The organism is Arthrobacter sp. UYP4, assembly GCF_057291175.1.
Map to the genome: position 1 here is coordinate 1,005,294 of NZ_JBXAVU010000001.1, position 18,744 is coordinate 1,024,037.

Annotated in this window: 14 protein-coding genes; 10 read left to right on the forward strand and 4 right to left on the reverse strand. The window is 69.1% G+C overall.

What is annotated here, in order from left to right; all coding sequences use genetic code 11:
• Window positions 1-108: 108 nt before the first annotated feature.
• A complete protein-coding gene (guaB1, locus tag AC0Z9V_RS04745) occupies window positions 109-1,560 on the reverse strand; it encodes a GMP reductase (RefSeq protein WP_208741521.1) in 1,452 nt (483 codons plus the stop codon).
• Window positions 1,561-1,772: 212 nt separating this feature from the next.
• Between guaB1 and AC0Z9V_RS04750 the strand changes: the two genes are divergently transcribed.
• From AC0Z9V_RS04750 to AC0Z9V_RS04775, 6 genes are all read left to right on the forward strand, one after another.
• A complete protein-coding gene (locus AC0Z9V_RS04750) occupies window positions 1,773-5,639 on the forward strand; it encodes a multifunctional oxoglutarate decarboxylase/oxoglutarate dehydrogenase thiamine pyrophosphate-binding subunit/dihydrolipoyllysine-residue succinyltransferase subunit (RefSeq protein WP_485140878.1) in 3,867 nt (1,288 codons plus the stop codon).
• Between the two features lie 169 nt (window positions 5,640-5,808).
• Window positions 5,809-6,408: a GDSL-type esterase/lipase family protein gene (locus AC0Z9V_RS04755; protein WP_133080880.1), complete on the forward strand. Its 600-nt coding sequence runs from the start codon at window positions 5,809-5,811 to the stop codon at window positions 6,406-6,408.
• A gap of 228 nt (window positions 6,409-6,636) precedes the next feature.
• The gene (locus AC0Z9V_RS04760) at window positions 6,637-8,418 is read left to right on the forward strand and encodes an ABC transporter substrate-binding protein (protein WP_133080881.1); all 1,782 of its coding nucleotides are present in this window, start codon (window positions 6,637-6,639) and stop codon (window positions 8,416-8,418) included.
• Between the two features lie 101 nt (window positions 8,419-8,519).
• The gene (locus tag AC0Z9V_RS04765; RefSeq protein WP_208741524.1) at window positions 8,520-10,052 is read left to right on the forward strand and encodes an ABC transporter permease; all 1,533 of its coding nucleotides are present in this window, start codon (window positions 8,520-8,522) and stop codon (window positions 10,050-10,052) included.
• Window positions 10,053-10,060: 8 nt separating this feature from the next.
• Window positions 10,061-11,095, forward strand: coding sequence for an ABC transporter permease (locus AC0Z9V_RS04770; RefSeq protein WP_459269466.1), 1,035 nt, complete (start codon window positions 10,061-10,063; stop codon window positions 11,093-11,095).
• Window positions 11,095-12,873 (forward strand): ABC transporter ATP-binding protein, encoded by a 1,779-nt coding sequence (locus tag AC0Z9V_RS04775; protein ID WP_485140879.1) that lies wholly within the window; start codon window positions 11,095-11,097, stop codon window positions 12,871-12,873. Before AC0Z9V_RS04770 ends, AC0Z9V_RS04775 begins: the two co-directional genes overlap by 1 nt.
• 69 nt (window positions 12,874-12,942) lie before the next feature.
• On the opposite strand, the gene AC0Z9V_RS04780 is transcribed toward AC0Z9V_RS04775, so the two are convergent.
• Window positions 12,943-13,908, reverse strand: coding sequence for a zinc-binding dehydrogenase (locus AC0Z9V_RS04780; protein ID WP_485140880.1), 966 nt, complete (start codon window positions 13,906-13,908; stop codon window positions 12,943-12,945).
• A gap of 161 nt (window positions 13,909-14,069) precedes the next feature.
• Here AC0Z9V_RS04780 and AC0Z9V_RS04785 point away from each other — a divergent pair, with 161 nt between their 5' ends.
• Window positions 14,070-14,144, forward strand: coding sequence for a 50S ribosomal protein bL37 (locus AC0Z9V_RS04785; RefSeq protein ID WP_369299106.1), 75 nt, complete (start codon window positions 14,070-14,072; stop codon window positions 14,142-14,144).
• 113 nt (window positions 14,145-14,257) lie between these two features.
• On the opposite strand, the gene rsrA is transcribed toward AC0Z9V_RS04785, so the two are convergent.
• Window positions 14,258-14,518 carry a mycothiol system anti-sigma-R factor gene (rsrA, locus tag AC0Z9V_RS04790; RefSeq protein ID WP_133080884.1) on the reverse strand — a complete coding sequence of 87 codons (261 nt, stop codon included), beginning with the start codon at window positions 14,516-14,518 and terminating at the stop codon, window positions 14,258-14,260.
• A complete protein-coding gene (locus AC0Z9V_RS04795; protein WP_244186262.1) occupies window positions 14,515-15,210 on the reverse strand; it encodes a sigma-70 family RNA polymerase sigma factor in 696 nt (231 codons plus the stop codon). Before AC0Z9V_RS04795 ends, rsrA begins: the two co-directional genes overlap by 4 nt.
• Before the next feature lie 381 nt (window positions 15,211-15,591).
• Between AC0Z9V_RS04795 and AC0Z9V_RS04800 the strand changes: the two genes are divergently transcribed.
• Genes AC0Z9V_RS04800 through rsgA form a run of 3 tightly spaced genes read left to right on the forward strand, consistent with a single transcriptional unit; the run spans window position 15,592 to window position 18,631 of the window.
• Window positions 15,592-16,140 (forward strand): DoxX family protein, encoded by a 549-nt coding sequence (locus AC0Z9V_RS04800; protein WP_485140881.1) that lies wholly within the window; start codon window positions 15,592-15,594, stop codon window positions 16,138-16,140.
• A gap of 5 nt (window positions 16,141-16,145) precedes the next feature.
• Window positions 16,146-17,504, forward strand: coding sequence for a 3-phosphoshikimate 1-carboxyvinyltransferase (aroA, locus tag AC0Z9V_RS04805; protein ID WP_485140882.1), 1,359 nt, complete (start codon window positions 16,146-16,148; stop codon window positions 17,502-17,504).
• Window positions 17,501-18,631 (forward strand): ribosome small subunit-dependent GTPase A, encoded by a 1,131-nt coding sequence (gene rsgA / locus AC0Z9V_RS04810; RefSeq protein WP_459290344.1) that lies wholly within the window; start codon window positions 17,501-17,503, stop codon window positions 18,629-18,631. Before aroA ends, rsgA begins: the two co-directional genes overlap by 4 nt.
• Window positions 18,632-18,744: the final 113 nt, after the last annotated feature.

The following is an 18,744-nucleotide window of genomic DNA, read 5'->3' on the forward strand; positions in this document are numbered from 1 at the left end:
GAGCCGGCCCCTAGAAGGACTGTCCATAAGGAGACCAGTCTATCGGCTGGTCGCCATCCGCCGCACGGGAATTCCTCCGACGGCGCAGGGCCGCACGGCCGGACGGACCTACCAGCTCTGCTGGAGCGGCCGCCCCTCCTCGTACCCTGCTGCCGACTGCACCCCGACGAGCGCCCGCTCCCGGAACTCGGCCAGCGATGCGGCACCCGCGTAGGTCATCGAACTGCGGACGCCCGCCGTGATCATGTCGAGGAGGTCCTCCACACCCGGACGGGCCGGATCGAGGTACATCTTCGAGGTCGAGATGCCCTCCTCGAACAGTCCCTTCCTGGCACGCGCGAAGACGTCGTCGCGCCGCGTCCGGTTCTGCACCGCACGGGCGGACGCCATGCCGAAGCTCTCCTTGTACCGGCGGCCGTTGCTGTCGGTCTGCAGGTCGCCGGGGCTCTCGTAGGTGCCCGCGAACCAGGATCCGATCATGACCTGGCTCGCACCGGCGGCCAGGGCGAGGGCCACGTCCCGCGGGTACCGGACGCCGCCGTCGGCCCAGACATGGGCGCCGAGTTCGGCGGCCGCCTGCGCGCACTCGTGGACGGCGGAGAACTGCGGACGCCCGACGGCGGTCATCATGCGCGTCGTGCACATGGCGCCCGGGCCGACACCCACCTTGATGATGGAGGCACCCGCGGCGACGAGGTCGCGGACGCCCTCGGCGCTGACCACGTTGCCCGCGACGATGGGGACCTTCGGGTCGAGGCCGCGTACGAGGGCGAGCGCGTCCAGCATCTTGCGCTGGTGGCCGTGGGCCGTATCGACGACGAGCACGTCGACACCGGCGTCGAGCAGGGCGGCGGCCTTCGCCTCGACGTCCCCGTTGATGCCGACGGCCGCTGCGACGCGCAGCCTGCCCGAGGCGTCGAGCGCGGGGTCGTAGATCGTGGAGCGCAGCGCGCCGGTCCGGGTGATGACGCCCTGGAGCACGCCGTCGCGCACCACGGGCGCGAGCGGCACGCGGGCTCCGTCGAGGTCCTCGAAGGCCTTCTGCAGGGCGGCGGCGGGGTCCTCGTCGAACAAAGACGCCTCGAGGGCGGCCGGAGCCGGCCGCATGACGGATTCGAGCGAGGCGAAGCGGTCCACCTCCTCGCAGTCCGAGGCATTGACCACCCCGACGCACGCGCCGCCGTCGTCGATCACGAGCACCGCGCCGTGCGCGCGCTTGTGCATGAGGTGCAGCGCGTCGATCACGGTGTTGCCCGGCTGCAGCTTCAACGGCGTCTCGAAGACCGGATGGCGGTCCTTGACCCACGACGTGACCTCCGCGATGACCTCGACCGGGACGTCCTGCGGAAGGACGCCGATGCCGCCGCGCCGCGCCATGGTCTCGACCATGCGCCGCCCGGTCACCGCCGTCATGTTCGCGACGACGAGCGGGATCGTGGTGCCGGTGCCGTCGTCGGAGGACAGGTCGACGTCGAAGCGGGAGAGGACCTCCGAGGCGGAGGGGACGAGGAACACGTCCGAGTAGGTGAGGTCCGTGGTGGGCGGATTGATGAAGCGCATGGTTCTCCCTGGATCGACGGCCGGTTCGAGGGCCGCAAAGAGTCTAGTGCGTGCGGGCCCGCAGTATCGCACGGCGCAGCTCGGCAGGACACGCCTGATTGGCTTGTTCGTTACTCCTGTCACTACACTTGGACAGGGTCCAGACACGGCTTTCCGCCGATCTCGCCGACCGCACCGCGCTCAGGGCAACTTACGGAAGAGGCGTATACCAAGTGCCAGAACAAACCAGCCACCGTCTACCTGAAGAATTCGGCGGGAACGAGTGGCTTGTTGACGAGCTCTACGAGCAGTTCCAGAAGGATCGCCACTCGGTCGACAAGAAGTGGTGGGACCTGTTCGACTCCTTCGACGCGGAGGGATCGTCGGCGGAGAACGGCCGCACGGCGGCCGACAGGCCCGAGGACCCCGCAGCCGCCCCGGCGGCCACCACCCCGGAGTCCCGCCCCTCGAACGGAAGCACCCCCCCGGCAGCCGCGGCACCCGCGGCCTCCGATCCCCCCACCAAGGAACTCCCGGTCGTGCAGGCCGAGACTCCCGCACCCAAGGCCTCCGGGGAGTCGCCCGCCAGCACCCAGCAGAGCGGGAAGCCGCCCGTCCCCAACGAACCGGCGAAGAAGCCGGAGACGTCGCGGGAGGAGAAGCCGGGGACCAAGCCCATCCCGGCACAGCTGCCGGCCTCGGACCGCAACGCCGACATGGAGGAGAACAGGGTCAGCGTGCTGCGCGGACCGGCCAAGGCGATCTCCACCAACATGGAAGCCAGCCTGAGCGTCCCCACCGCGACCAGCGTGCGAGCGATCCCGGCGAAGCTCCTCATCGACAACCGCGTGGTCATCAACAGCAACCTGGCGCGTGCCCGTGGCGGGAAGGTGTCCTTCACCCACATCATCGGCTACGCGATCATCCGGGCCCTCGCCCAGTTCCCGTCGCAGAACGTCTACTACGACGTGATCGACGGCAAGCCCTCCGCGGTGCAGCCCGCCCACGTGAACTTCGGCCTGGCGATCGACATGCCGAAGCCCGACGGGACGCGCTCGCTCGTGGTGCCGAACATCAAGAAGGCCGAGACCATGAACTTCTCGGAGTTCTGGCACGCCTACGAGGAGCTCGTGAAGAAGGCCCGTGCCGGGAAGCTCGGCGCCGACGACTACGCAGGCACCACGGTGTCCCTCACCAACCCCGGCGGCATCGGCACGGTCCACTCGGTCCCCCGCCTGTCCAAGGGCCAAGCCTGCATCATCGGTGCCGGCGCCCTCGAGTACCCGGCGGAGTTCCAGGGCTCGAGCGAGAAGACCCTCGCGAAGCACGCGATCAGCAAGACCATCACCCTGACCTCGACCTATGACCACCGCGTCATCCAGGGCGCGGGCAGTGGCGAGTTCCTGAGGATCATCCACCAGCTGCTGCTGGGCGAGCAGGGCTTCTACGACGAGATCTTCGAGTCGCTGCGCATCCCCTACGAGCCCGTGCGGTGGAGCGCCGACATCCAGGTCGATCCGATGGACCAGATCAACAAGGTCGCCCGGATCCAGCAGCTCATCCACGCCTACCGCGTGCGCGGCCACCTCATGGCGGACACCAATCCGCTCGAGTACGTCCAGCGCAAGCACGCCGACCTCGACATCCGGACCCACGGCCTCACGCTGTGGGACCTGGACCGCGAGTGGCCGACGGGCGGCTTCGGCGGCCAGCCGATGCTCAAGTTCCGCGACATGCTCGGCGTCCTCCGCGACGCGTACTGCCGCACCACGGGCATCGAGTACATGCACCTGCAGGACCCGGCCGAGCGGCAGTGGTTCCAGGACGAGCTGGAGCACCCCTACTCCAAGCCGAGCCGGGAGGAGCAGCTGCGCATCCTGCACAAGCTGAACTCCGCCGAGGCCTTCGAGACGTTCCTGCAGACGAAGTTCGTCGGCCAGAAGCGCTTCTCCCTCGAGGGTGGCGAATCCCTGATCCCGCTGCTCGACGCAGTGATCTCCGGTGCGGCGGACGACGGCCTCGACGAGGTCGCGATCGGCATGGCCCACCGTGGACGCCTGAACGTGCTGACGAACATCGCGGGCAAGACCTACGCCCAGGTGTTCCGCGAGTTCGAGGGCACGCAGGACCCCCGCTCCGTCCAGGGCTCGGGCGACGTGAAGTACCACCTCGGCACCGAGGGCACGTTCACCTCCGACGCCGGCAACGAGACGAAGGTCTACCTCGCCGCGAACCCGTCCCACCTGGAGGCGGTGGACCCGGTGCTCGAGGGCATCGTCCGCGCCAAGCAGGACCTCCTCGACCAGGGCGAGACCTTCCCGGTCCTGCCGATCCTCATCCACGGCGACGCGGCCTTCGCGGGCCAGGGCGTGGTGGCCGAGACCCTGAACCTGTCGCAGCTGCGCGGGTACCGCACCGGCGGCACCATCCACGTCATCGTGAACAACCAGGTCGGCTTCACCACCAGCCCGACGTCGTCGCGCTCGTCGGTGTACTCCACCGACGTCGCGAAGATGGTCCAGGCCCCGGTGTTCCACGTGAACGGCGACGACCCCGAGGCCGTGGTCCGTGTGGCCCAGTTGGCGTACCAGTTCCGTCAGCGGTTCAACAAGGACGTCGTCATCGACATGGTCTGCTACCGCCGTCGCGGGCACAACGAGGGTGACGATCCCTCGATGACGCAGCCCATGATGTACAACCTGATCGAGGCGAAGCGCTCGGTCCGCAAGCTGTACACCGAGGCCCTGATCGGCCGCGGCGACATCACGCAGGAGGAGGCCGAGCAGGCCCTGCGCGACTACCAGGAGCGGCTCGAGCGCGTCTTCGCGGAGACGCACGCCGCGCAGACCTCCCCGATCCCGATCGTCACGAAGGACCCGCAGGCGGTCTCCGACATCGAGCGCCCGTACGCCCAGCAGGCGGACGGCGGCGAGGCCGAGGCACCGCAGACGGCGATCAGCACGGAGACCCTGGCCCACATCGGCGCGGCGCACACCGCGATCCCCGAGGGCTTCACGGTGCACCCGAAGCTGAAGGCCCTGCTGGACAAGCGCGAGCAGATGTCCCGCGAGGGCGGGATCGACTGGGGCTTCGGCGAGATCGCCGCCTTCGGTTCGCTCCTCATGGAGGGCGTCCCCGTGCGCCTCGCCGGCCAAGACTCGCGCCGTGGCACCTTCGTGCAGCGGCACGCGGTCTTCCACGACCGCGCGACGGGCCACGAGTGGCTCCCCCTCGACGACCTGAGCGAGGACCAGGCGAAGTTCTGGATCTACGACTCCCTGCTGAGCGAATACGCCGCCATGGGCTTCGAGTACGGGTACTCGGTGGAGCGCCCCGACGCCCTGGTGATCTGGGAAGCGCAATTCGGTGACTTCGTCAACGGCGCCCAGATCGTCATCGACGAGTTCCTCAGCTCCGCCGAGCAGAAGTGGGGACAGCGTTCCTCCCTCGTGCTCATGCTGCCGCACGGCTACGAGGGCCAGGGCCCCGACCACTCCTCCGCACGCATCGAGCGCTTCCTGCAGATGTGCGCCGAGGAGAACATGGTCGTCGCCAACCCGAGCTCGGCGGCGTCGCACTTCCACCTGCTGCGCCGGCATGCGTACCACCGCCCGCGGAAGCCGCTCGTGATCTTCACCCCGAAGCAGCTGCTGCGCCTGAAGGCGGCCGCGAGCTCGGTGGAGGACTTCACACAGGGGACCTTCCGTCCCGTGATCCCCGACACGCTGGAGACGCCGGGCAACGACGTCGAGCGCGTGATCCTGGTCTCCGGACGGCTCTACTACGACCTGCTGTCCTCACGCCAGAAGCTCGACGACGGCAGGACGGCGATCGTGCGTGTGGAGCAGCTGTACCCGCTGCCGCTCGACGAGATCCGCGACGCGCTGGCCACCTACCCGAACGCGGAGATCGTCTGGGCACAGGACGAACCGGCGAACCAGGGGCCGTGGCCGTTCATCGGGCTCAACCTGCCGCAGGAACTGGACCGACCCGTGCGCCTGGCCTCGCGTCCCGCCTCGGCCTCGACCGCGACCGGATCCGCGAAGAACCACGCGGTGGAGCAGGAACTCCTCATCAAGAGGGCTTTCGGCCGCCAGTAGTAAGGCCATCAGTATGATGTCAGGTGGGGCTCAGGCCCCACCTGACGTCTTTAAGGACGGGTCGATGGCTCGCGCGGGTCCCCCCGGCGGCCCGGTACGGCCCTGAGCAGCACCCGAGCAGCACCGAGCAGCACCGACCAGCACCGACGACCAGCACACCGAGGGACCAGTGGAACGACGCAGAATCCGGCTAGCAGCAGTGGGCGACGAACTCCTCGCGGGGCTCGGTGATCCTCGGGCGCTGGGCTGGCTCGGCCGCGTGATGGCCCGGACCCGGCCGGACAACGCCTCGGTCGAGGCCTACAGCCTCGCGGCCCCGGGTGAGGGGACCGAAGCCCTCGCCAACCGCTGGCTGCAGGAGGTGGGACGGCGTTTCGGCGACGGATTCGAGAACCGCCTCGTCATCGGACTGTCGGACCGCGACCTCGACCTCGACCTGTCTACGGCGAGGAGCCGCCTCAACCTCGCCAACATCCTCGACGGTGCGTCGCAGATGAGCGTCAAGGTCCTCGTCGTCGGGCCGCCCCCCGGCCTCGACGCGGAGCGAAACCGTCGCCTCGCGGACCTCTCGGCCGCGTTCGGTGACGTCACGACGCGCCGCAAGCACGTGTTCGTCGACACCTTCACCCCCCTGCTCGCCCACGAGCAGTGGCGCCACGACCTGGCAGCGAACGGGGGAGGTCCCGGCCAGGCCGGCTACGGCCTGATGGCCTGGCTCGTCCTCCACCGCGGCTGGTTCCAGTGGCTGGACGTGCCCGCGCCAGAGTAAGGCAGACGCAGGACCTGAAGCCCCGGAGACACGCCGTTTCCGGGGCTTTTCTGTTGCCCCGGGACCCCGTATTTCCACGAGGTAACGAATGGGTTATCAATGGCTCACTGAGTGTCCGAAGGCAACTTTCCATGGTTATGCTGTCCGAGTGTGATTGCCGTCACGGCGACAATCCGCCTCGGAGGACTTTCTCGCGTCCCTCGCGCCCAGCACAGTAAGGACTAACGAATGCGTAATAAGCGCACCCTGACGCTCGCCGCACTGTCCATCGGAGCGCTCACCCTGAGCGCCTGCGGATCCGCGGGCGGCACCGCAGAGACCCCGGCATCGGAAGGTGCCGCGGAGAACCTGGCCACGACGATCAACATCGCGATCAGCCAGGCCCCGACCGGTTACAACGACGGGACGGCCGCCACCAACGCGGTCTACAACACGTACGTGAACAACCTGACCACGAGCTCCTGGGTCGCGTTCAACGCCGACGGCAACCTCGAGAAGAACGAGGAGTTCGGCACCTACGAGAAGACGAGCGACGACCCGCTGACCGTCAAGTACACCATCAACGAGGATGCTGTCTGGTCGGACGGCACGGCGATCGACTTCGACGACGTGCTCCTGCAGTGGGCCGCCTTCTCGGGCACGCACCCGAGCGGCACGACCGATGCGGAGACCGGCGAGGAAGCGGATCTCTTCCTCGCGTCCTCCACCAACGGCTTCGGCCAGATGGAGATGCCCGAGGGCGAGCCCGGCGCCAAGGAGTTCGAGGTCGTCTACACCGAGCCCTACGCCGACTGGGAGTCCGTCATGTCGGGCGCACTCATGCCGGCACATATCGCCGCCGAGCAGGCCGGTCTGTCCGCGGAGGGCGACGGCGCGGAGCTCATCGAGGCCATCCAGGCCGACGACCGCGCGGCCCTCGGCCCGGTCGCCGAGTTCTGGAACACCGGCTGGAACTACGAAGCCGACCTCCCGACGCTGCCGGACACGGCGCTCCTCCCCTCGTCCGGCCCCTACATGCTGGACAACGCGACCAACGGCACCCTCACGCTCGTCAAGAACGACCAGTACTGGGGCGAGGAGCGTGCCGGCAAGACCGACACGATCGTCTTCAAGACCATCGTCGACGAGGAAGCCGTCCAGGCGCTGCAGAACGGCGACGTCGACATCATCGAGCCCTCCAGCCCGACCGTCGACACCAAGACCGCCCTCGAGCAGATCGGTGAGACGGTCACCGTCGACACCGGGCAGTCGCTGACCTTCTCGCACGTCGATCTCGACCAGCGCCCCGGCGCCGTGTTCGAGGACCTCAAGGTCCGCCAGGCCTTCGCCAAGTGCATCCCCACCGCCGACATGGTGGACAAGTTCGTGACCCCGGTCGACCCCGAGGGCTCCGTCCTCAACCTGCACGAGTACCAGCCGGCGCAGGCCGACTACGAGACCGTCCTCGAGGGCGCTCCCGCCGCCAAGAGCGACGGCGTCGCCGACATCGAGGCTGCCAAGGCACTGCTCGCCGAGGCCGGCAAGACCGAGCCCGTCAAGGTCTCGATGATGTTCGCTTCGACGAGCCAGCTGCGCGCCGACCAGGTCGCCCTCGTCAAGGACTCCTGCGACAAGGCCGGCTTCGAGATCACCCCGCAGCCCGAGGCCGAGTGGAGCGCCAAGCTCTCGCAGCCCGGCGCGTGGGACGCGGTCGTCTTCGGATGGGCCGGTTCCGGCCTCGTCGCCTCCGGCGAATCGATCTACGTCTCCGGCGGTGAGCAGAACTTCGGTGGCTACGCCGACGAAGAGGTCGACCGCATCTGGAGCGAGATCGTGACCAACACGGACACGGAGAAGGTCGTCCCGCTGAAGGCCGAGCTCGAACAGCGCCTCGCCGAGACGCAGTACAACGTGGTCCTCTACGCCAACCCGAACATCGCGGGCTACTCCTCGAAGCTCGAGGGCGTGGAACTGAACCCGACGCAGACCGGCATCACCTGGAATGCCTACAGCTGGACGAAGCAGAACTGATCGGATCCTTCCGGATCTGCAGAAGGACGGGCAGGCCTCCTGGCCTGCCCGTCCTTCTGCTCGGACCCGCGACAGACTGCACCGTTTCCTAGGAGCCCCACGTGTTCTACTTCATCGCCAAGCGATCCATCATCTCGTTCTTCATCATGCTCGCAGCGACCACGCTGATGTACTTCCTCACCATCTCCTCGGGTGACCCCTTCGAGGACCTCGGCGAGACCAGCGGCCCCGAGAAAGCCGCCACCATCGCGGCCCGCACCGCCGCGATGAACCTCGACGTGCCGCCGATCCCCCGCTACTTCCTCTGGCTGCAGGACGTCGGCCACTGCCTCGTCCCCGGCGGCGTGAGCTGCACGCTCGGCCAGGACCGCACCGGTGCCGCCGTCCTCCCGCAACTGGAGAACGCCATGGGCTCGACCCTGCGCCTGGTCGTCGTCGCGACAGTGCTCGCCCTGGTCCTCGGCGTGGTCGTCGGTATCGTCACCGCGATCCGCCAGTACAGCACGTTCGACTACTCGGTCACCTTCATCTCGTTCCTGCTCTTCTCGCTGCCCCTGTTCTGGCTCTCGACGCTCCTCAAGCAGTACCTGGCGATCGACCTCAACACGTGGCTGGCGAACCCGCAGTTCTCGTACGCGACGATCGCCCTGATAGGGGTGGTCGCCGGCGTCGTCTGGGCGGTCGCCGTGGGCGGCGACCGCAGGCGCAGGCTCGTCGTGTTCGGCGTCGCGGCCGTCGCGACCGCACTCGCGCTCTACCTCCTGCTCGTCACGGGCTGGTTCGTGGATCCCGGCCTCGGCGTCGTCGGCATGCTGGTCTCGGCCGCAGGCGTCGCCGTCCTCTGGACGGCCCTGCTCGCCGGCTTCCGGCGCCGCCGCGTGCTGAACGCGGCCCTCGCCGCCGCCGCGGTGGGCTTCCTCGGCTACCTCGCCTCGATCCCCCTGCTCGAGGACCCGAACTGGCTCGCGGTGCTCGCCCTGGTGGTCGTGATGACCGCGGTCGCGTACGTCGTCGCCGGGCTCGTCGGCGGACCGTTCCGCGCCCAGGCCGCGAAGATCGGCGCCGTGATCGCCGTGTCCGTGAGCCTGCTGATCGTGCTCGACCGCCTCCTCCAGGCCTACCCGACCCTGTCCGCGAAAGCAGGCGGCCGGCCGATCCCGACCACGGGATCGCAGTCCGCGAATCTCGAGGGCACGTTCTGGGAGATCAACCTGGACTACGCGCTGCACCTGATCCTGCCCACGATCGCCCTGACCCTCATCTCGTTCGCCACCTACACCCGGTACACCAGGGCCAGCCAGCTCGACGTCATGAACCAGGACTACATCCGCACGGCGCGGGCCAAGGGCCTCAGCGAGCGGACCGTCCTCGTCAAGCACGCCTTCCGCAATGCGATGATCCCGATCACCACGCTGATGGCGTTCGACTTCGCCGGGGTCCTCGGCGGAGCCGTCATCACCGAGCAGGTCTTCGGCTGGAACGGCATGGGCAAGATGTTCGTCGATGGCATCCAAAACGTGGACCCCGGGCCGGTGATGGCCTTCTTCCTCGTCGTCGGCACGGCCGCGGTGCTGTTCAACATGCTCGCCGACATCGCCTACGCGTTCCTCGACCCGCGCATCACCCTGAGCTAGGACACCCCATGAGCAATCACCAGAACCAGCGGGACGATTCCCGCGCGTCCCTGGAGCTGTCCGAGATGACGCTGCAGAGCCAGGACACCGACATCGCGACCGCCACCCCCACGCGGGGCCAGACGGACCGCATCCGCACCACCGAGGCGAAGAGCCAGGGCCGGCTGATCCGCGAGCGCTTCTTCCGCCACAAGGGAGCGCTTGCGGGCATCGCACTGCTCGCCCTGATCTTCCTGCTCGCCTTCAGCTCCATCGGCTTCGCGGGCATCCCCGGCTGGTGGAACAAGGACTACGACGTGCTCGCAGCCCGGTTCAACGAGGGCCGGCCCACCCTGACGCTGTGGCCGTTCAGCCTCGGTGAGCATCCGTTCGGCCAGGACGTCCTCGGCCGGGACTACTTCGCGCTGACGATGCGCGGCACCCAGACCTCCCTGATCATCGCGTTCATCGTCGGGCTCGTCGCGATGGTCATCGGCACCACGGTCGGCGCCGTCGCCGGCTACTTCCGTGGCTGGACCGAGGCGTTCCTCATGCGCATCACCGACGTCGTCATCACCATCCCGACGGTCGTCATCGCGGCCGCAGTGGCCGGGATCGTGGCCAAGGCCGGGATCATCCCGTTCGCGATCTTCCTCGGGCTCGTCACCTGGACGGGGCTCGCCCGCCTGGTCCGTGGCGAGTTCCTCTCGCTGCGTGAGAAGGAGTTCGTCGAGTCGGCGAAGTCCGTCGGCGCGAGTTCCGTGCGGATCATCTTCCGGCACATCCTCCCGAACACCGTCGGCGTCATCATCGTCTCCACGACACTGGCCATCTCCGGAGCCATCCTGCTCGAGACCGCCCTGAGCTACCTCGGACTCGGCGTCACGGCGCCGGACACCTCGCTCGGCAAGGCCATCAACGACAACCGTTCGGCGCTGACCGTCCGCCCGTGGCTGTTCCTGTGGCCCGGCGCCTTCATCATCGGCATCGCCCTCGCCGTCAACTTCATCGGTGACGGCCTGCGCGACGCGTTCGACCCCAAGCAGACAAGGGTGAAGCAATAATGAGTTCCCGATCCGTCATCATCCCCGACGAGCAGGCACCCATCGGCAACGGCCCCATCCTCGCGGTCAGGGGCCTCGGCGTCGAGTTCAACGTCGACAACGAGTGGGTCATGGCCGCCGAGGACGTCTCCTACGAGATCCACCCCGGCGAGATCCTCGCGATCGTCGGTGAGTCGGGGTCCGGCAAGAGCATGTCCTCCATGGCCCTGCTCGGCCTGCTCCCCCGCAACGGACGCTCGACCGGCAGCGCCAGGATGCTGGGCAAGGAGCTCATCGGTGCACCCCAGGGGACCCTCCGGCGCGTGCGCGGCAACGAGATCGCGATGATCTTCCAGGAGCCCATGACCGCGCTGAACCCGGTGCTCACCGTGGGCGAGCAGATCCGGGAGGCCGTTGAGCAGCACACCGAGCTGTCGCCGGCGCAGGCCAGGAAGCGCGCCATCGAACTCCTCCGCATGGTGGAGATCCCCGAGGCCGAGCGACGGTACGACTCCTTCCCGCACCAGTTCTCGGGGGGCCAGCGCCAGCGCGCCATGATCGCGATCGCCCTGGCCAACGACCCCATGCTGCTCATCGCCGACGAGCCCACGACCGCGCTCGACGTCACGGTCCAGGCCGAGGTCCTGGACCTCCTGCGCAAGCTCAACAAGCGGCTCAACAGCGCGGTCCTGCTGATCACCCACGACATGGGCGTCGTCGCCGACCTCGCCGACCACGTGGTGGTCATGGAGCGCGGGCGGATCGTCGAGGCGGCGCCGACGGCGCAGCTGTTCGCGGCCCCGGCCGAGGCCTACACGAAGCAGCTCCTCGGCGCGGTACCGCACCTCGGGTCGAAGGTCGGCGGTGTCCTCGCCGACGTCGAGGTGGTGGACGGCCGGCTGAGCATCCACGAGGAGTTCGCGGAGGCGGCGCTGCGTGCGCAGGAGACGCACACGGCGAGCGGCGTCATCCCGGCGCTCGAGCTCACGGACGTCGACATCGAGTACCCGGGCCGCTTCCGCCAGCCGCCCTTCAAGGCGGTCACCGGCGTCTCGCTCACCATCAACCCGGGCGAGGTCCTGGGTCTCGTGGGCGAGTCCGGCTCGGGCAAGTCGACCATCGCCCGCGCCGTCACCGGACTGATCCGGACCTCCGGGGGCACGGTGCGGATCGGCGGCACCGACATCACGGAGCTGACCGCCCGCCAGCTCCTGCCGCTGCGCAAGAAGTTCGCCATCGTGTTCCAGGACCCGGCGGCGTCCCTCAACCCGCGGCTCTCCATCGGCGACAGCATCGGCGAGCCCCTGCTCCTGCACGAGAAGCCGGGCCGCGCGGAGCTGGACAAGCGCGTCGCGTCCCTGCTCGAGGACGTCCAGCTGCCGGTGGCCTTCCGCAACCGGTACCCCCACGAGCTCTCGGGCGGGCAGCGCCAGCGCGTCGGCATCGCCCGGGCCCTGTCGCTCCAGCCGGACCTCCTCGTGGCCGACGAGCCGACGTCAGCCCTGGACGTCTCCGTGCAGGCCAAGGTCCTCCAGCTCCTGCAGGACCTGCAGAGGGAGCGGGGCTTCGCCTGCCTGTTCGTGAGCCACGACCTCGCCGTCGTCGAGCTCCTCGCGAGCCATATCGCGGTGCTCAACAAGGGGAACCTCGTGGAGCAGGGCACCACCGAGCAGATCCTGAAGTACCCCCGGGACCCGTACACGCGCCGCCTGCTCGCTGCCGCTCCGGTACCCGACCCCGGCGAGCAGTCGCTGCGCCGCGAGCAGCGCACGGCGCTCCTCGCCGCGGGCGCCGAGTAACGGCAGCACCGACGACGGACCGGGCACCCACCGCGCGGGCGACGGGTGCCCTGTCCGTCCTGCGCGGGCTCAGTGCCGGAAGACGATCTTCCCGAAGACGTCGCCGTTGAGCATGCGCCGGAAGCCCTGCTCCGCGTCGTCGAGGGGCAGGACTGTGTCGATCGTGGGGCGAACACCGGTGGCGACGAGGAAGCGGGTGAGCCTCACGAGCTCCTCCCGCGTCCCCATGGTGGAACCCAGGACACGCAGCTGGAGGAAGAACACCCGGTTCAGGTCCGCGGACGGCGCCGGTCCGCTCGTCGCGCCGCACGTCACCACCGTCCCGCCGGGCACCAGGGACCTCAGCGAGTGCGCCCACGTGGCCTCGCCCACCGAGTCGAACACGACGTCCACCCGCTCCGGCAGGCGGGCACCGGCGTCGAAGGCCTGCTCGGCGCCGAGCCCCAGCGCCCGCTCCCGCTTCGCCGCACTCCGGCTCGTCACCCACACGCGGAACCCTGCGGCGGCTGCGAGCGCGATCAGCGCCGAGGCCACGCCGCCCCCTGCGCCCTGCACGAGCACCGTGGACCCGGGGGCCGCCGGGGAGATGGTGAAGAGCATGCGGTACGCGGTGAGCCAGGCCGTCGGCAGGCACGCCGCCTCCTCGAAGGACAGCGCCGCGGGCTTCGGCACCAGGTTCCGCTGCGGCACCCAGACGTAGTCCGCCATCGTGCCGGGATAGCGCTCGGAGAGCAGGGAGCGCCGGGGGTCGAGGGTCTCGTCGCCCTGCCAGTCCGGCGAGGACACGACGCCGTGCACGATCACCTCGTTGCCGTCGTCGTCGATCCCCGCGGCGTCGCACCCGAGCACCATGGGCAGGCGGTCCGCCGGCAGGCCCACGCCCTTCAGCGACCACAGATCGTGGTGGTTCAGGCAGGAGGCGACCACCTTCACGCGCCGGAATCCGGCGGGTGCATCGGGGGCATCGACTTCACCGACGGTGAGGCCGGCGAGCGGATCGGCTCCTGACTGGGTTGCTGCATAGGCGGCGCGCATACGTAAGCTCCTTCGGTCGCGGATGTCCACCCATCCTAGGGGTGGGCCTGCGGCGCCCGGCCCCGCGGCCCCGGGCGCTGTTTAGGTGACGCCGGTTGCAGTATGGGAGACTTGGGTGCAGTTCTGCACGACTACAGTGCCTGAAGAAAAAGGAGGCAGCCATGAGCAAGCGAGCACGCAAGCGTCGCGACCGGAAGCGTGGAGGCGCAAACCACGGTAAGCGCCCCAACACCTGAGTCCAGGCGTTACAGGATCGACGAGAGAACCTCCGCACCCACAGGGTACGGAGGTTCTCTCGTCTCTACGGCCGGCACGACGATCGGCACGACCGCCTGCGGCCTTCGGGTCGTCAGTGGTCGACGGTCCTGAGCTGGCTGATGCGGTCGAGGATACTCGTCTTCAGCGTCGACGGTGCGACCTCGGTGCAGGACCGCTTCACGACCGAGCGGATGACGCACTCGAGATCGTGTTCCTCGGCGCACTGCGGACAGCCGTCGAGGTGGTCCTTGATCTCCACGAGGTCCTGGTGGGACAGCGCGCCGTCCAGGTACTCGTACAGCCGTTCGATCCTCGAGTCGGCGCAATCGCCCATGCTCTCGCAATCGCTCATTTCTTCATCTCCTGTTCCTTGCCCGCTGCACCCGTCGCGACCCGGGTCTTGGTGCCAGCACCTGCGGTGACACCGAGGCCCCGCTCGTGCGCGTACTCGGCGAGGAGTTCGCGCAGCAGCTTGCGGCCGCGGTGCAGCCGGGACATGACGGTTCCGATGGGCGTGTTCATGATTTCCGATATCTCCTTGTACGCGAAGCCTTCGACGTCCGAGAAGTAGACCGCGAGCCGGAACTCCTCCGGGATCGCCTGGAGGGCACTCTTCACGTCGGAATCGGGCAGGTGGTCCAGTGCCTCGGCCTCGGCGGAGCGGAGTCCGCTGGAGGTGTGCTCGGCGGCCTTCGCGAGCTGCCAGTCCTCGATCGTGTCCGAATGGGACTGCAGCGGCTCGCGCTGCCGCTTCCGGTACAGGTTGATGTAGGTGTTAGTGAGGATGCGGTACAGCCACGCCTTCAGGTTGGTGCCCGGCTTGTACTGGTGGAACGCCGAGAACGCCTTGGTGTAGGCCTCCTGGACCAGGTCCTCCGCGTCGCTGGGGTTCCGCGCCATCCGCATGGCAGCCGAGTAGAGCTGGTCGACATACTGCATGGCGTCGCGCTCGAAGCGCGCCTTGCGGTCGGCTTCCGACTCCGTGGACACGTCCAGCTCGGCGTCTTCCGCCTGGCTGCTACCTGCTGGGGCTGTTGTATTCATCGTGCCAAAGTCTACGCGTCCCGGTCCTCGCGGCGCCGGTGTGGTGTTCCGCGGAACCGAGGTCGAGAGCTGGAAATCCGATCTTTCGACCGTCGCGGTCCGTATCCCCGTCATCCGTGCCATTCCTCTCCCGTTCGCCCGTCCTTCACCTCTGCTTCAACCCGCACCCTCCCACCCTTATTCCTGCCACGGGTTCCTGCCGCGGGACGCCGCCGGCGTTCCCGCCCCGCTCGTCGTCCACCCTTCCTGCCCGCCGCAAGCGCCCGGCCACCGCCCGGTTCCGCATCGCACGCGGTGGTGCGGCGTGTAAAACTAGACCCAGCGTGCTTCGTATACGTCAACCGATGCCCGGCTCACGCCGCCGGCAACCAGGAGGCAGTTGTGACCCTTGTCCGCGTAATCGCCCGACCCTTGATCGCCAGCAGTTTCGTCCTCTCCGGCGTCGACCGGCTCCGCAACGCCGGCGCGACCGCGCCGCAGCTGAAGCCGGTCCTCGCGAGCGTGACCAAAGTCGTCCCCTCCGCCGCGGCAGTCACCGGCAACGAGAAGCTCGTGGGCCAGGTGCTCGGGGCCACCCAGGTGGGTGCGGCCCTCCTGCTCGGCATCGGGCGCTTCTCGCGCGTCGCGGCCCTGCTGTTGGCCGTGACGACCACGGTCAATACCCTCGTGGACTACCGTTCCGCCGATGCCTCGACCCCGGAGGGCAAGAAGGACCGGCGCTCGCAGCTGCTCAAGAACCTCTCGCTGATCGGCACCGTCCTGCTGGCCACCGTGGACACCAACGGCCGCCCGGGTATCGCCTGGCGCGCCGAGCACCTCGCCATGGACGCCCGGAAGAACGCCCTCGGCTTCGGCAAGGACGCCCGCAAGCAGTTCGAGAAAGCCGACAAGGCCGTGCGCAGGACCGCCGCCGACGTCGTGGGTTCCTAGGCTCCATGTCCGTATCATCAGGCGGGGTGTCCGAGCAGGATCTGTGGCGGGCGCCCCGCCTGACCCGTCCCGTGGACGCGGTCATCTCGGTCCCGGGCTCGAAGTCCCTCACCAACCGGTACCTCGTCCTCGCGGCCCTCGCCGACGGGCCGAGCACCATCCGGAGGCCCCTGCACTCCCGCGACTCCGCGCTGATGGTCGCAGCCCTGCGCGACCTCGGCGCCGTCATCGACGAGATTCCGGGGGACGGTGACTTCGGTCCGGACCTGCACGTCACACCCCTCCGGACCGGCACGGGCGACGGACGGGCCCGCGCGGTCGACTGCGGCCTCGCCGGCACCGTCATGCGCTTCGTCCCCCCGCTCGCCGGCCTCGTCGAGGGGACCACGACCTTCGACGGCGACCCGCACGCACGCCGCCGTCCCATGGGCAGCATCATCGCCGCCCTCCGAGGACTCGGCATTGCGGTCGACGACGACGGCGCCGACTCCCTGCCCTTCGCGGTGCAGGGGAACGGGACGGTCCGGGGCGGGCACCTCGTCATCGACGCCTCGGCGTCCTCGCAGTTCGTGTCGGCCCTCCTCCTCGTGGGCGCCCGGTTCGCCGACGGGCTCCACCTCGAACACGTGGGCAAGCCGGTCCCCAGCCTCGACCACGTCCGGATGACGGTCGAGACCCTGAGGTCGGTCGGCGTATCCGTCGACGACACGGTGCCGAACCACTGGCGCGTCTCCCCGGGCCCTATCCGCGCCTTCGATGTCGCCGTGGAACCCGACCTGTCCAACGCCGGCCCCTTCCTGGCCGCGGCCGTGGTCACGGGCGGGACGGTCCGCGTACGCAACTGGCCCCGGGGCACCACCCAGGTCGGCGACGCGTGGCGGCGCATCCTCCCCCTCATGGGAGCGGAGGCGGAACTCGACGGCGACGTGCTCACCGTGACGGGTGGAGCGGCCATCTCGGGAGGTGTGTTCGCCGACACCTCCGAGCTCGCCCCCACCGTCGCCGCCCTGTGCGCGCTGGCGGACTCTCCGTCGACGCTGACCGGCATCGCCCACCTCCGCGGCCACGAGACGGACCGCCTCGCGGCGCTCGTGGCGGAGATCAACGGACTCGGCGGCGACGCCGAGGAGACCGGGGACGGCCTCGTCATCCGACCCGCACCGCTCCACGGAGGAGTCTTCCGCACCTACGACGACCACCGGATGGCAACCGCCGGCGCGATCATCGGGCTGGCCGTCGACGGCGTCGAGGTGGAGAACATCGGCACCACGGCCAAGACCCTGCCGGAGTTCCCCGACCTCTGGGCGGTCGTCGCAGGCACGGCCGGCTCCCCGGACCCGACGGACGCGGTGGCACGGGCATGAGCGAGGCCGGCAACCGCCGCGGCTCGAGGGCCTGGGACGAGTCCGACGTCCGGATCCGGCCCAACAAGAAGGGCACGCGCCCCCGCACGAAGAACCGGCCCGCCTACGACGAGGCCGTGACGGGACGCGTGGTGACGGTCGACCGCGGGCGCTACACGACGGTGGTCGACGAGGACACCCCCGACGAGCGGATCGTCGTCGCGGCGCGCGCGCGCGAACTGCGGCGCAGCGCCGTCGTCGCCGGGGACCTCGTGGCCCTCGTCGGAGATCTCTCCGGCGGCCCGGACTCCCTCGCGCGCCTCGTACGGATCGAGGACCGCCGGACCGTCCTGCGCCGGAGCGCCGACGACACCGATCCCGTGGAACGCGTCGTCGTCGCCAACGCGGACCAGCTCGTGATCGTCGTCGCCGCGGCCAACCCGGAGCCGAGGACGGGCTTCATCGACCGCGCGCTCGTGGCCGCCTACGACGCCGGTATCGAGCCGCTGCTGTGCATCACGAAAGCCGACCTCCGCGACCCCGCCCCGCTGCTCGCCAACTACGAGCACCTCGACCTCCGCGTGATCATCAGCCGGACGGACGAGGGCGTGGGGATCGAGGCGACCTCCGACGACGGCGAGTCGGCGCGCCTCTCCTCCGGCGCGGTCGACGCCCTGCGCGACGAGCTGGACGGCCAGGTGAGCGTGCTGCTCGGCCATTCGGGCGTCGGGAAGTCCACCATGGTCAATGCGCTGACCGGGTCCACACGCGCCACGGGGGGCGTCAACGCGGTGACCGGGCGGGGCCGGCACACGTCGTCGTCCGCCCTCGCTCTGAAGGCGGCCGACGCCGCCCCGGGCACCTGGATCATCGACACCCCGGGCATCCGCTCGTTCGGACTCGCCCACGTGGACGCCGACCGCATCCTCAAGGCCTTCCCGGACCTCGAACCGGGCACGGAACGCTGCGAGCGGGGCTGCCGCCACGACGGCCAGGCGGTCGACTGCGGACTGGACAGCTATGTCGCGGAAGGACTGGCCGGTGAGTCCGGGCCGGTCCGCCTCGCGTCCCTCCGACGCCTCCTCAACGCCGGAACGGCCGACCCACGGGGCAGTGCCCATGACGCCAAGGAACTGGGGCAGCAGTGATCCGCCCGATCACTGGTAGGCTGGGTGCTGTTGTTGTTTGCGCATTAAATTTCAAGCCTTGACCCTCCACCTGGAGTTCGACAGCTTTTGACGATAAGCGGGTAACGAACACC